14 protein-coding genes and 1 pseudogene are annotated in these 13954 nt (G+C 33.0%); 10 read left to right on the top strand and 5 right to left on the bottom strand.

Annotation, left to right across the window (positions count from 1 at the left end):
• The first annotated feature begins 167 nt into the window (after window positions 1-167).
• The 4 genes from ACA31_RS01095 (at window position 168) to ACA31_RS01110 (ending at window position 4247) form a co-directional block, all read left to right on the top strand.
• Window positions 168-1235, top strand: coding sequence for a WD40/YVTN/BNR-like repeat-containing protein (locus tag ACA31_RS01095; protein ID WP_057511547.1), 1068 nt, complete (start codon window positions 168-170; stop codon window positions 1233-1235).
• Between the two features lie 670 nt (window positions 1236-1905).
• Window positions 1906-2487 carry a PadR family transcriptional regulator gene (locus ACA31_RS01100; protein ID WP_057511548.1) on the top strand — a complete coding sequence of 194 codons (582 nt, stop codon included), beginning with the start codon at window positions 1906-1908 and terminating at the stop codon, window positions 2485-2487.
• A gap of 16 nt (window positions 2488-2503) precedes the next feature.
• Window positions 2504-3640, top strand: a complete 1137-nt coding sequence (locus ACA31_RS01105) for an FAD-dependent oxidoreductase (RefSeq protein WP_057511549.1) — start codon at window positions 2504-2506, stop codon at window positions 3638-3640.
• A 184-nt stretch (window positions 3641-3824) separates the two neighbouring features.
• Window positions 3825-4247: a VOC family protein gene (locus ACA31_RS01110; RefSeq protein WP_057511550.1), complete on the top strand. Its 423-nt coding sequence runs from the start codon at window positions 3825-3827 to the stop codon at window positions 4245-4247.
• Window positions 4248-5221: 974 nt separating this feature from the next.
• Here the strand turns inward: ACA31_RS01110 and ACA31_RS01115 are convergent.
• The 5 genes and pseudogenes from ACA31_RS01115 to ACA31_RS01140 form a co-directional block, all read right to left on the bottom strand.
• The gene (locus ACA31_RS01115) at window positions 5222-5650 is read right to left on the bottom strand and encodes a dihydrofolate reductase family protein (RefSeq protein WP_057511551.1); all 429 of its coding nucleotides are present in this window, start codon (window positions 5648-5650) and stop codon (window positions 5222-5224) included.
• 74 nt (window positions 5651-5724) lie between these two features.
• A complete protein-coding gene (locus ACA31_RS01120; RefSeq protein WP_057511552.1) occupies window positions 5725-6078 on the bottom strand; it encodes a cyclophilin-like fold protein in 354 nt (117 codons plus the stop codon).
• A 141-nt stretch (window positions 6079-6219) separates the two neighbouring features.
• Window positions 6220-6721, bottom strand: a pseudogene (locus tag ACA31_RS01130) (SDR family oxidoreductase).
• 36 nt (window positions 6722-6757) lie between these two features.
• Window positions 6758-7501: an SDR family oxidoreductase gene (locus ACA31_RS01135; protein WP_057511554.1), complete on the bottom strand. Its 744-nt coding sequence runs from the start codon at window positions 7499-7501 to the stop codon at window positions 6758-6760.
• 107 nt (window positions 7502-7608) lie between these two features.
• Window positions 7609-8169, bottom strand: a complete 561-nt coding sequence (locus ACA31_RS01140; protein ID WP_057511555.1) for a DapH/DapD/GlmU-related protein — start codon at window positions 8167-8169, stop codon at window positions 7609-7611.
• Between the two features lie 268 nt (window positions 8170-8437).
• On the opposite strand from ACA31_RS01140, the gene ACA31_RS01145 reads away from it, so the two are divergent.
• The 6 genes from ACA31_RS01145 to qoxD form a co-directional block, all read left to right on the top strand.
• Window positions 8438-8875 (top strand): MerR family transcriptional regulator, encoded by a 438-nt coding sequence (locus tag ACA31_RS01145; RefSeq protein ID WP_057511556.1) that lies wholly within the window; start codon window positions 8438-8440, stop codon window positions 8873-8875.
• An 849-nt stretch (window positions 8876-9724) separates the two neighbouring features.
• A complete protein-coding gene (locus ACA31_RS13580; RefSeq protein ID WP_367576194.1) occupies window positions 9725-9934 on the top strand; it encodes a gamma-glutamyltransferase in 210 nt (69 codons plus the stop codon).
• 53 nt (window positions 9935-9987) lie between these two features.
• Window positions 9988-11109 (top strand): cytochrome aa3 quinol oxidase subunit II, encoded by a 1122-nt coding sequence (gene qoxA / locus ACA31_RS01150; RefSeq protein WP_057511557.1) that lies wholly within the window; start codon window positions 9988-9990, stop codon window positions 11107-11109.
• The gene (gene qoxB / locus ACA31_RS01155) at window positions 11109-13097 is read left to right on the top strand and encodes a cytochrome aa3 quinol oxidase subunit I (protein ID WP_057511558.1); all 1989 of its coding nucleotides are present in this window, start codon (window positions 11109-11111) and stop codon (window positions 13095-13097) included. Before qoxA ends, qoxB begins: the two co-directional genes overlap by 1 nt.
• Window positions 13087-13692, top strand: a complete 606-nt coding sequence (gene qoxC / locus ACA31_RS01160) for a cytochrome aa3 quinol oxidase subunit III (RefSeq protein WP_057511559.1) — start codon at window positions 13087-13089, stop codon at window positions 13690-13692. Before qoxB ends, qoxC begins: the two co-directional genes overlap by 11 nt.
• A partial coding sequence (qoxD, locus tag ACA31_RS01165) for a cytochrome aa3 quinol oxidase subunit IV (RefSeq protein ID WP_057511560.1) occupies window positions 13689-13954 on the top strand: 266 nt, incomplete at its 3' end. The genes qoxC and qoxD, both read left to right, overlap by 4 nt.

Here is a 13954-nt window from a genome sequence, read left to right on the forward strand (position 1 = left end):
AGTCTAAAATGAAAAAATCTGTGGAAAGAAGTCTTTATAAGGCTTCTTTCCATAGATTTTTTAGAGAAAAACATCCTATTGATGGATATAATACCAAACTTTTTTTGATAACATTGATTTTGAGGTTTAATTTGAAATTTCACCTCAAAAAGAAAGGATGGTTCAATATGAAAAAGTTTTTTCTAGGGTTAGAAGATGAATTATTAATGGTAACAGAAAAAGGAGATGACTATGATTCAACTAGCTGTTTAAAAGGCACACAACCTACTGATCTAGTCGTGGATCATCAAAATAAAAACCAAATTTTTTGTGGAACATATGGGAATGGGTTATGGAAAAGTGAAGACGGTGGGGAAAGCTGGTTTGCTATAGGTCAAGTTAATAATTATCATGAACCAAATAAAGGGATGGGAATCAAATCAGCATATATCACATCATTAGCCATTGACGATACAGAGGGAACTCTATACGTTGGTACAGAACCAAGTGAACTTTATTATTCTCAAGATGGTGGACTTACGTTTACAGAATTTAAAGCGATTCAAAACTTACCGTCTAAACCATTTTGGCAATTTCCACCACGTCCATACACTAATCATGTTCAAAGTATTGCTTCTAGTTATTCAAATAGCAAGGGGTTAAATGTAGCTATTGAATTTGGTGCCTTTATCTATACTACAGATTTTGGTCAAACATGGAATGACAGACCATTTTTAAGCCCTAAAGACATACACACGTTACTTGCTCATTCACTTGCACCCGGAAGATTATACGCAGCATGTGGCGATGGCTTTTCGGATTCTAGTAGTGCGTATGCAGAAAGTAAAAATGATGGCAAAGCATGGAAATATATGAGTGAAGGATTAGAAGCTCATCCCTACCTTTATAGCATGGCTATTGATCCTGAAAATCCTGATGATCGGTTTGTTTCAGCTTCAGAAAGCCCTATGAAAGCACACTTTAAAGGTGATGAAAAGCACAAGCGTTATTCCACAATCTATAGAAAAAATGGTGAAGAGCCATGGAAAGAAATAGCAAAAAATCTTCCAGTAAATGAGAGCTTTATCTACGAACTCGCAACAGACCTAACGGAAAGTGGTGTCGTTTACGCTTTTAATAATCATGGTTTATTTAGGTTGAAGATTGAAAATTATAAATGGGAACGTATAGAAATTGAATGGAAAGAAAAATATATGACACAACATCCATCCTTTTTAGTAGTAACTTCTGTATGATTATTAGCTTATTTAAAACGTTCGTTATTAAGACGAAATTTTATTATGAAACGCTTAAGAGACTCCTTTTTTCAATAAGGAGTCTCTTTTAACATGCCTTCTGATAACCATGGATTATGTAAAGTTAATATAGTATTTTATTTTAATGATAGATTAACTGATTTTATGTGTTCTTTTGGTTTTAATTTATTTTAAGTATCTATATATACGAATAATTAATTTTTAACTTCCATGGAGAGAATTATTACGTAACATATCGACAAACTCAAAAGGAGCTTATTTTCCTAGATGCTTATAAAGTATCTGGTTCTAAAAAACAAACGATATATCTATAAACCAATTAAAATACTCCTTGTCGAAAAGAAGTGTCTTTTAAGGTATCTCCTAATAAGCATGAATTATGTCTATTCATCATAAAAATAGGATGATAATGGTATAGCCAAGTTTTCTAGTCCCACAATAAAAAAAGTTCTTAAGTCAACAAAAACTGTAGACAAACAACCTTCTATTTGGAAGTTATTTGTCTTTTTCTATGACCAAATAACACATCTATTATACTGTTAATAGTTTTAATACGAGCACATTTCCATTTTCAATGTCTAAAACCGTTTGACTACTTTCGATATATCGTTTAATATAACGATATATCGAAAGTAGAAAGGTGATAATAATGTTTAACAAATCATTTAACAATAGAAGGCATACAATGATGCAACCTGAAGTTGGAGGATTCGGCAATGGTTTTGGTGACTTTGAAAAAATGTTTGCTTCTGCACGTGGTACAGATCGATTCTTCAAAAAAGGAAATTTGCAATTCACTATATTGAAATTATTATTGGAAGAACCCAAACATGGCTATCAAATTATCAAAGATCTTGAAGCACAATTCAAAGGTTTCTATTCGCCAAGTCCAGGCAGTGTTTATCCAATTTTACAAATGTTAGAAGATCGTGGCTTTGTTTCCATTTCAAAAGATGGCAAGAGAAAAATTTATACGGTTACAAATGAAGGAATGCAGTTTTTAGAAGAAAATGACAGTAACGATGAATTCACAAAACGTATGGAACAATTCAAAAATATGGACATGGATAAAATGAAAGAAGCAAGAGGCGAATTACAAGAGTTATTCAAATCATTTATGTTAGCAGGTCAAAACGCAATGCAAGATGATAAAGAATATGAACAATTTCAACAGTTAATTAAAGACACTAAAGAGAAACTCCTACTGTTCAAGGAAGAAAATAAAATTTGAAAAAGAAGGTTTAATGATGAAAAAACAAAATCTAAAACACATTGCAATTGTTGGTGGCGGACCAGGTGGATTAATGCTAGGTCTACTATTACAGCAACAGGGATTTCCTTTTACTATTTATGAACGTGGATACAAAAATATGCATGATGATAGAGGTGGTTCACTAGATATTCATGAGGACAGCGGGCAGTTACCCTTGAAAGAAGCAGGTCTATTTGATGCTTTCCGTAAATATGCGCGTTATGAAGGAGAAGACACACGTATTGTACGAAAAGATGGCAAGATATTATACGATGAAGATGCAGAAGATGAAGGCGGAAGACCTGAAATTGACAGAGGAAAATTATGTGATATTATAATTGAACAAATTCACCCAGAACATATTAAATATGGTTATAAATATGAAAAGATGATACAACAAGATAATGGACAAGTCGAACTTATATTCGAAGACGGTGGTACAGTAATGACAGATTTAGTTATTGGGGCAGACGGTGCATTTTCAAAAATTCGACCATATTTAACAAATGCTGAGCCTGAGTATACTGGTATATCTATGATTGAGATGAATTCTGATGAAAATGAACACCCAGATCTTCTTAAGTTCAATAAAAATGGTAAAGTCATGGGGTTAGGTGGCAACCAAGCTATATTAGGTCAACGTAACGGAGATGGACGCATCATGGCGTACATCAGTTTTAAAGAGAAATATGAAATACTTGATGAATATCGAAATCTTTCATTAGATGAATTAAAAGAAAAATTGTTAAATGCGTTTAGTGAGTGGGGATTAGAACTCAAAAAATATATTGCATATAGTTATGACGACATCAAGCTTCGCCGTATCTACAAACTCCCTATTGGCTTAACTTGGAAAACACAATCGAACCTCACACTCATTGGTGATGCTGCACATCTCATGAGTCCATTTGCAGGTGAAGGTGTAAACATGGCTTTATACGATGCTTATCTTTTAGCAGGGTCATTCAAAACCTACGATAATCTTACTGAAATATTGAAAAGTTATGAGCAACAGATGTTCGAAACCGCAAAAGTTCACGCGAAAGAATCCCAAGATAACTTAGAGATATTTTTCTCAGAAAATGGTGCTGAAAAAATGACACAATTCTTTATGGATATGGAAGAAAATTAAAGAAGATTCGAAACAACTTAGCATTTATGCCGTAGAGGGTGGCGTAAATTTATATCCTTTTGAAATTTAAGAATTGTGAAACCCAAATAATACCTTTATGATTAAATACTGAATATAGTTATTTATTTCATAACTTTGAACAGTAACTATCCATAAAATAAAATTTAGGTTGGGAGGATTTTATATGAAGTCTAGAATAACAGTAATTACTTTAGGTGTAGACGATTTGGACAGAGCAGTATCGTTCTATCAAGAGGGGCTAGGTTTTTCAACAGACGGAATCGTAGGAGAAGAATTCGAAAATGGTGCTGTTGCATTTTTTAAAATGAATTCAGGGTTAACATTTGCAGTATTTGAACGTAAAAACATTGCTCACGACACCCAGTTAAGCCAAGGTGCTGCTAACCCAACAGAATTCACTTTAGGTCATAATGTAGAAAGTAAAAAAGAAGTAGACCAAGTAATTGAGCAAGCAAGAAAAGCTGGAGCACATATTACAGTAGAACCTCATGATGCTTTCTGGGGTGGTTATTCAGGATACTTTCAAGACCCAGATGATCACCTATGGGAAGTGGTGTGGAATCCTGATTTAGATATTAACGAATAAGTAGCTTAAAAAACATCCAACGCACCTCTTACTATCGGACTTCGAGTACAATTAGTTGAAGATGTCGTTAATTTTTATCAAGGTGTTGGATTTAAAAAATATATGAATATTACTGATAAAGATGGTAAGTTACTTATGTCTATTCTCTCTTATGGTGTTTGTGCTATAGAAGTAAGTGTGCTTGAAAGGCTTCTACATCCTGATACTTAACGAGAGAGAAATATTAAAGAGGGACTCAAAACAATATAAGCAGCCAACTTGATATTATAAACATTAATGCAAGTAGATGGGTCGTTTTTGAAAACGAAGATAAGTTTCCAAAAGTTTTACAAGACACATGTGTTAAGATTTATTCTGAATGGTTATCGATATAGAATATAAAGTATCTGACATATCGATGTTTTTTCACTAAATTTAATGATACAAACAAAGGTTTTTCATATAGTGAAATCTGGGTAGCAGTTAGTAACTAATCATTTTAATTTATTAATGCACATATCTCTTAAATTAAGCTTTTAAAACGTTCGTTTAAAGAAAATACCCCTTAACTTCTTAAGAGGGTGTTTTTTTGTTTATTTAGGGTCTACCTTAATAGAACCATTAGTGAGGTTAGTAAAACAGTATTTCTGTATGTATGATTAGGTTGTTAAAAATGATCCTTATTTAGACAGAATTTGATTTTGAAATGGTTAAGAGATTCCTTTTTTCAATAAGGAGTCTCTTTTAACATACCTTCCGATAACCATGGATTTTATTACTATTTTATTTTAAATTTGGATAGTCTATTACTCTTGTTATATTGACAATATCATGAGAATTTATATCTTCCTCTTTTATATTTTTCATTTGTTCTAAAATAATACTTCTTTTTTCCATGATAAACTTATTTAAATAGGTTGTTGTTAAATTAAAATATTAATGATTTTATTGAAAGAAAACTTATAGTAGTCATTTGTATTCTGTTAGATATTTCATTAATAGCGCATCGTCATCCAATTTTTTACCTCTTTTAATTTAAATGTTATTGGGATGTTTTTTGCGTATTTACTCGCTTCAAATAAAGAAGGGCTATCGTTAGTTGCATCGGCTGATGCTGATTGAGTGATAAAAATTTCATCACATAATCCTTCTTGAATAAATGACCAGTTAATTTTTTCACCGCCGCCTACAAGTATTTCTTCTAAACCCAAATAGTCACTCAATTTTTTAACAACTAATTTTAAATCTAGTTTATCTTCTCCAGCGATAATATAAGAAATATTTAAACGACGTAACATATCTTTATATGCATTAGACGCATTCTCAGTCAATATTTCTACTACATGAGCAACTGTATCATTGTAGTATATATTGTTTTCTTCCCACCCTAATCTCCCTGAAGGGTCAATAGAGAAGTAATACATAGCTGCATCTTTAGTAACAATAAAATCACTAATGAGATCTATAGATAATATATAGTTGGCTCTAGAATTTCGATTTATGATAATGACTTTATTGTTATGTCTACATCAGAAATACTATTAAGTACATCTAAAGAATCTGGGTGTGTAATAGTACCAACAGGAGTGTAACTAAATGTAGTAGTAAATGATTTATAAAATATTACCAAATAGCTATCTTGGTATAACATAATATCGCCTTTGTGAATGTGCTTGATTTCTTGCATATTTGTTGGAAAAGCATCATTAAAATCATGATATTTTTCATTGTTGTTTAAATCATGCATTGTAATAGATAAAGGCAATTTTTCTAATAAATATTGTGATGTTACATTATCAAATATGTTTGCAGAAAATGTAATTGAGTCAATTGTGAATGTAACTTTTGACATATTTATACGCTCCTTTTAATTACTTTAGTTGAACTATCGGTTACAAAAGTATTTTCTAGCACATCTTTTGTTACTATAGCATTCGTACCAATCCATGTATCTTGCTTAAATAATAATTTTATTATTACCTCTCCATGAGTATTACCAAGGTTGAGAAGTAGGCCCAACTGTAAATTCATTAACATTAACATCTTCGGGTTAATCAATTGCGAAAGCCACAATATTAGCAATACTGTGTGGAGAAATTTGGTATTGATCGTACATCTGCTCTGTCCCTTTTGCTGTATCTTTATCAGTGATACGATCTATTAATTCAGTTTCTATTGCTGCAGGATAAATAGTATCAGTACGTATATTTGTACCTTCTTGTGCTGATTCTATACGTAAAACTTCCATTAGACCACATACTGCCCATTTAGTTGCACTGTAAACAGTACCACCTGGATATGCTTTCAATCCTGCTACAGAGGAAGTAGTAATGATATGACCGGATTTTTGTGAAGTGAATTCAGGTAATACTGCCTTAATACCATTAAGCACGCCTTTAATATTTACATCTATCATTTGATTCCATTCATCAGACTTAAGTTTTAATAAAGGGGGAGTTGGTCATTAAACCAGCGTTTAAAAAAATAACATCAATTTGTCCATAAGTTGATACAGCATGTTCAACTTTCTTTTAAAGTTTTTGTTGCGTAGGACGTATGATAATTTCATTTAGTCCAACATCTTCATCTTCATCAATACAAAAAGCAATAATACGTGCTACAGAATCGGGTTCAATGGCGTCTTCACTCAACTTATCAAATTGCTCTCTAATTTCTGGATCTTGAATTGAATGTGTGAATTTTGTATCTATAGAACCAGGAGAAATACTAGTTACTCTAACGTTTTTATCTAATTCTGCTTCTTCCTGTCTTAATCCTTCTGTTATGGCTTTAACAGCATATTTTGTCGCACTATATACTGCCCCGCCTGGAATAACACTATGAGCTCCAATTGAAGATATATTAATAATGTGACCAGAAGATTGTTTGTGCATTTCAGGCAATACAGCACCAATACCAAACAAAATGCCTTTCACATTAATATCTATTCCATTTTCCCATTCTTCATAGTTATTTTGATATAAATAGGATTGAGGCATTACACCTGCACAGTTAATAAGCACATCAATTCGACTATGTTTTTCGAGTGCCATTGATACTAATTGATTGATATCATTTCTATTACTGACGTCTGTTACTTTTGAAATGACACTATTTCCTTCATCTTTAATAAGTTTAGTTACTTCTTCAAGTCGTTCTTTATTTATATCACCTAAAACAACCTTTGCTCCTTTTTTAGATAATCTAAGAGCATTTGCTTTACCCATACCACTTGATGCTCCTGTGATAATAATCACTTTATTTTCTATTGTCATAGCAAAAATCCTCTCTAATAAATATTGTGATGTTAGCTTCTGGCATTTTTATATACTCTTTTTAATAAAAATAAGCACCTATAATTTAAACTGTTCACTAATTTGAGTTAAATTGTTTTAATAACTTTAGCTGGAATACCGGTCACAACAGTATTTGCTGGGACATCTTTTGTTACTACAGCATTCGCACCAACAATTGCATTTTCGCCAATAGTTACGCCTGGTAATACAGTAGCTGATGCACCAACCCATGCATTTTTTTTAATAGTAATTGGATCAACAATTAACCCTCTGCGTTGTTCAGGATCCGTGGGATGATTTACACTAAGCAAATTAACTCTTGGGCCAATTAATACATGATCTTCTAAAGTAATGCCGCCTAAATCTGTAAACATGACGTTACTATTAATAAATACAGATTTTCCAATAGATAAGTGTTTTCCGAAATCTGAGTAAAATGGTAAATTAACTCCTACAGAATCATCGATTCTTTGGCCTGTTATTTCTGATAATAACTGTATTGTTGAATCATGATCATGATATTCATTATTTAATTTTGATATAATTTTTGAGTTAGAATCTACTATTTTATTAATTTCTTCAAATACTGGTTCTTTTTCACTGACAATACGTCCCCAAATATTTTTACTTAAGATATTTTCAAACATAATCATTCTCCTTTTGTGATAACACCTTTAGTTGTAACTATACCCTTTAATATAAACGAATAATTTTTATGAATTGTTTGTTAAAAAGTTTTGTTCCATGATTCTGTTGAATTCAAATTTTCCATCTGTATAGTTGAATGCTCCCTTGAATGTTTTAATTAAGCTTTGCTTATTGATATCACTGGTGTTATATTTAACACGTTATCACCTGAACCTAACTTTAGGTCAAGCACTAAGAAGAATAATTTAAGGATTGTGGGGCATTAAAATGTATTCAATAGGAGAAGTATCTGAAAAATTCCAATTACCAATATCTACTTTGAGGTATTATGATAAAGAAGGATTACTACCAAATTTAAAGAGAAGTGAATCAGGCATTCGTCAATTTGATGAACAAGTACTTGAAGCGATAAGAGTTATAGAATGTCTTAAAAAATCTGGGACATCTATTAATGATATTAAGGATTTTATGTTGTGGTGTGAACAAGGTCCATCAACTTATGATAAAAGATTGTCCTTATTTGAAAAACAAAAAAAACATGTAGAAAATGAGATTAAAGAATTAGAAAAGACATTAAATATGATTGAATTTAAATGTTGGTATTATAATGAAGCTGTGAAGAATGGTGATGAAGCATTTGCAGAACGTATTCCTGAAATATTGCCTAGTGAAATTGAAGAGAGTTATGTAAAAGCGCATCATTAAAAACGTTCGTAATTGAGACATATTCTGATTTTGAGACAATTAAGAGACTTCCCATTAAAAGGAAGTCTCTTTTAATGGGTAAATCATAAGGATATGTCTGAACAAGGAACAAATAAAAAACAATAGCATGATTCTATTACGATTAGTAGTTTCTTTACAGAGATTGCTGATTTTTTAGTTATTGCACCTTACGCACCTTTTGTATCTTCAATCGATTTTTTTAAAACAAATGCAAATAATAAAACAATTATCATTTGTTATAGTAAGTTTCATATTTCTTATTATTGGATTTATCCCACCAATTGGGGAGTTCTTTTGAACTATTCGTTTAAGTATTGGTGGTGCAGACCTATTTGTAGGTTGTTTACAGTTACTTAATTCTTCTTTTGATTTATTTAAAAAATTGAAGTTTAATTCAATCAGTATTTATCGTTCGGCTGTTCCAATATTCGTTGGGACAATTGTTATGATACTACCACTTGAAATTTTTTGCTTCAATACCTAGTGTTATTCGGCCAGTAACTAGTAACGGTTTACTAGTGAATACTATTTTAGCATTAGTATTAGAAAATCTATTTAATTAGGATGTTATAAAAGGGTAAAATGTTTATATTTGAGTATAAAAGGAATGGAATAAGAGTTTAGTTATTAAGGTTTTAAGGGGATGAGAATAATGAAAAAAATAACAGATCTACGTGTTGGCCAACCATTTGTAGCCCAAAATTAAGTTGTTGCTTCTTCTAATAATTTAGTAATAACACGTTTTAAACGCTAGTGGTCTCTCTGTGAATGATGTTGATATAAATTCCTATAAAGAGAAGAGTTCCCTGTAAATAAAGCATTCGTCAAATTTTCAAAAAAAAATTAAATACACTACTTAGATACCAGGAAACTTTTAGGTTTTTTACAGATCAGGACTCTCCTTATATAGAAGGAGAGATTTTTTATAATAAGGGCTTATCTAACACATTAGAATTAATTGCTGAAAAGGGTGGTAAAGCTTTTTATGAAGTAGATATCGCTGATAAAATTGCTGAGTTTATGAAACAAGAAGGATGATTAAGATGACTATTTTAACTATATTACAATTGTAGTATTAGGAGGTCAAAAAAGTGTCAAAATTTAAGTCTTTGCTTCTACTCTTTGGCTCGCTAATTTTACTTAGTGGTTGTGAGAATGTAGAAGTTTTAAACCCAAAAGGGCCAATGGCAAGTGATTCGAAGTTCTTGATTATGTATTCAATCATCTTCATGCTTGTTATCGTTGCCGTCGTAATTCTCTTGTTCACAGTCTTTCTATTCAAATATAGAATCAGTAAGACTGAGGAAACAGGTAAGATGCACCACAGTGTTTTAATGGAAACCATTTGGTTTATCATTCCGGTCATCATTCTAATTGCTTTAGCCATTCCAACGGTTAAATCACTTTACAATTATGAGGAAACGCCAGATAAAAAGGATGATCCTATTGTAGTTTATGCTACAAGTGCTGGTTATAAGTGGTTCTTTAGTTATCCTGAAGAAAAAATCGAAACGGTTAATCACTTAACTATTCCGAAAGATCGCCCTGTTGTTTTCAAACTCCAATCAATGGATATGATGACAAGTTTCTGGATTCCACAACTTGGTGGTCAGAAATATGCGATGACAGGTATGACTATGGACTGGACGTTAACAGCTAGCGAAGAAGGTACGTTCCGTGGACGTAACTCAAACTTCAACGGCGAAGGGTTTGCTCGTCAAACTTTTGATGTTAATTCAGTAAGTCAAAGTGAATTTAAAGATTGGGTCAAAGATGCTCAAAGTAAAAAAGAATTAGATCAAGATACCTTTGATAAGCAACTTTTACCAACTACTGAAAATGAAAACTTAACTTTCAGTGGTACTCATCTAGCATTTGTTGATGCTGCAGCAGATCCTGAGTATATTTTCTACGCTTATGATCGCTACAATTACGTACAAAAAGATCCAAACTTTAACACTGAAAAAGAATTAACTGAAGATGTGTTAGATAAACCAGATCAACCTGCACGTAAACCGCAAATCACAAATGCGAACTATGAGAGACATGGTATGAAAGCCATGATTCTTGGCAACAACGAACCATACGATAGTGAATTCAAAGACGAGGAAACACATAACGTCGATGAAATGGACAAAATCTCTAAAGGTGCTAAAGACGAAAAAGCATCTGAATTAGAGAAAAAAGAGCATGAATCTGGAGGTGGACATTAATGGATTTTCCATGGGATCAGTTACTCGTTAAAGGTTCTTGGATGATTACAATGGCACAAATCGGTGCCCCATTTGGAATCATTGGACTAATCGCAGTAATTACTTATTTTAAATTATGGAAATATTTATACAGAGAATGGTTCACATCTATCGACCATAAGAAAATCGGGGCAATGTATTTAATCTGTGCCGTATTAATGTTCGTTCGTGGTGGTATTGACGCATTAATGATGCGTACACAATTAGCGATTCCTAACAATACGTTTTTGGACTCAAATCACTATAACGAAGTTTTTAGTACACACGGTGTTATCATGATTATCTTTATGGCAATGCCTTTCATATTTGGTTTGTGGAATGTCATTGTACCTTTACAAATTGGTGCTCGAGACGTTGCATTCCCTGTATTAAATAGCGTAAGTTTCTGGTTATTCTTCTCAGGTATGATTTTATTCAACTTGTCATTTATAATCGGGGGCTCACCTGCAGCTGGTTGGACTAACTATGCACCACTGGCAGGTGAATTCAGTCCCGGACCAGGTGTCAATTATTACTTAATTGCAATTCAGATTTCTGGTATCGGTACACTGATGACAGGTATTAACTTCTTCGTAACCATACTTAGAATGAAAACACCTACAATGAAATTTATGGAAATGCCAATGTTTACGGTTACTACTTTCATTACAGCCTTACTCATTATCTTGGCTTTTCCAGTATTAACAGTTACATTAGCACTATTCACAACAGATAGAATCTTCGATACTGCATTTTTTGCAGTAGCAAATGGTGGTATGCCAATGCTTTGGGCTAACTTCTTCTGGGTATGGGGGCACCCTGAAGTTTATATTGTTGCCCTTCCAGCATTCGGTATATACTCTGAAATTATTCCAACATTTGCGCGTAAACGCCTATTCGGCCACCAAAGCATGGTTTGGGCAACGGCAGGTATTGCGTTCTTAAGCTTTTTAGTTTGGGTTCATCATTTCTTCACAATGGGTAATGGTGCGTTAATCAACTCATTCTTCTCAATTTCAACCATGCTTATCGGTATACCAACTGGTGTTAAAATATTTAACTGGTTGTTCACGCTTTACCAAGGCCGAATTACGTTCGAGTCACCAATGTTATTCTCACTAGCATTTATCCCCAACTTCCTAATAGGTGGAGTAACTGGTATTATGCTTTCTATGGCAGCAGCAGATTACCAATACCACAACACATACTTCCTAGTGGCGCATTTCCACTACACGTTAGTATCCAGTGTTGTACTTGCCTGTCTAGGAGCTTTAATATTCTGGTGGCCTAAGATGACTGGATTTAAGTTAAACGAAACGTTAAACAAATTCTGCTTCTGGTTCTTTGTAATCGGTTTCAACATTTGTTTCATACCTCAATTTATACTTGGTCTTGACGGTATGCCACGTCGTTTATATACTTACATGCCAGAAGATGGTTGGTGGTTATTAAACGTAATCTCAACTTTCGGTGCTCTATTAATGGCATTAGGCTTTATGTTCTTAGTTGCAAGTATTGTTTACAGCTTCTTCAAAGCACCACGTGAATTAACTGGTGATAACTGGGATGGTTTAGGTCGTACACTAGAATGGTCAACTGCTTCAGCGATGCCACCTAAATACAACTTTGCTATCACGCCAGATTGGAACGACTACGATACATTTGTTGATATGAAAGAACATGGTCGTCATTATTTAGATAACCATAATTACACAGATATCCACATGCCGAATAATACCCCAGTTGGTGTATTCATGGGAATATTCTTCACTATTGGTGGTTTCTTCCTAGTATTTGAAACATTACTACCAGCTATTCTTTGCTTAATTGGTATCTTTGGCACTATGATTTATCGTAGTTTCCAAGTAGATCACGGTTATCACATTCCAGCTTCTGAAGTAATGGAGACTGAAAAACGTTTACGTGAAGCACGAATAAAAGAAAAGGAGGCTGTAAGTCATGAGTCATGATGCAAACACAATTGATCAACGTTCGCATGAAGGTGAATTAAATAAGCTTGGCTTTTGGATTTTCCTTACAGCTGAATTCTCATTATTCGGTACGTTATTTGCAGCGTTACTAACACTGCAACATGGTGGCGATTATGCTGGTAAAATGACTACCGAGTTATTTGAATTACCGCTCGTTTTGATAATGACATTTGCTTTATTAATTAGTTCTTATACATGTGGTATTGCAATTTACTACATGAGAAAAGAAAAAGAAAAATTAATGATGATTTGGATGATTATCACTGTACTATTAGGTATGGTATTCGTAGGCTTTGAAATCTATGAATTCACACACTATGTGCATGAGGGTGTTAATCTTTCGATTGGTTCTTATTGGTCTAGTTTCTTTATACTATTAGGAACGCATGGTGCCCACGTATCGTTAGGTATCGTCTGGATTATCTGTTTATTAATCCAGATCGCAATGCGAGGATTAAATAAAGACAATGCTCCTAAATTATTTATAGTAAGTTTATATTGGCACTTTTTAGATGTTGTATGGATCTTCATCTTCACTGCCGTATATATGATAGGGATGGTGTTTAGCGGATGAATACAATAGTAAAACACACAGTAGGTTTTATTGCCTCAATCGTTCTGACAATATTAGCAGTGTTTGTAACTTTATACACATCTATGGAACTTAACGTTAAGATTACCATCATTTTTGGTTTTGCTTTTATACAGGCTGCAGTTCAATTATTAATGTTTATGCACTTAACTGAAGGTAAAAACGGAAACTTACAAGCATTTAAAGTTGTATTTGCGATTATCATTACTTTAATTACTGTTATTGGTACTTATTGGGTAATGCA

The organism is Staphylococcus sp. NAM3COL9 (assembly GCF_001431205.1).
GTDB lineage: Bacteria > Bacillota > Bacilli > Staphylococcales > Staphylococcaceae > Staphylococcus.

What these genes read in the sequence shown, in the direction of transcription:
- ACA31_RS01095 (WP_057511547.1), top strand. Translation starts at nt 168, where the DNA reads ATGAAAAAGTTTTTTCTAGGGTTAGAAGATGAATTATTAATGGTAACA.
- ACA31_RS01100 (WP_057511548.1), top strand. Translation starts at nt 1,906, where the DNA reads ATGTTTAACAAATCATTTAACAATAGAAGGCATACAATGATGCAACCT.
- ACA31_RS01105 (WP_057511549.1), top strand. Translation starts at nt 2,504, where the DNA reads ATGAAAAAACAAAATCTAAAACACATTGCAATTGTTGGTGGCGGACCA.
- ACA31_RS01110 (WP_057511550.1), top strand. Translation starts at nt 3,825, where the DNA reads ATGAAGTCTAGAATAACAGTAATTACTTTAGGTGTAGACGATTTGGAC.
- ACA31_RS01115 (WP_057511551.1), bottom strand. Translation starts at nt 5,650, where the DNA reads ATGTATTACTTCTCTATTGACCCTTCAGGGAGATTAGGGTGGGAAGAA.
- ACA31_RS01120 (WP_057511552.1), bottom strand. Translation starts at nt 6,078, where the DNA reads ATGTCAAAAGTTACATTCACAATTGACTCAATTACATTTTCTGCAAAC.
- ACA31_RS01135 (WP_057511554.1), bottom strand. Translation starts at nt 7,501, where the DNA reads ATGACAATAGAAAATAAAGTGATTATTATCACAGGAGCATCAAGTGGT.
- ACA31_RS01140 (WP_057511555.1), bottom strand. Translation starts at nt 8,169, where the DNA reads ATGTTTGAAAATATCTTAAGTAAAAATATTTGGGGACGTATTGTCAGT.
- ACA31_RS01145 (WP_057511556.1), top strand. Translation starts at nt 8,438, where the DNA reads ATGTATTCAATAGGAGAAGTATCTGAAAAATTCCAATTACCAATATCT.
- qoxB (WP_057511558.1), top strand. Translation starts at nt 11,109, where the DNA reads ATGGATTTTCCATGGGATCAGTTACTCGTTAAAGGTTCTTGGATGATT.
- qoxC (WP_057511559.1), top strand. Translation starts at nt 13,087, where the DNA reads ATGAGTCATGATGCAAACACAATTGATCAACGTTCGCATGAAGGTGAA.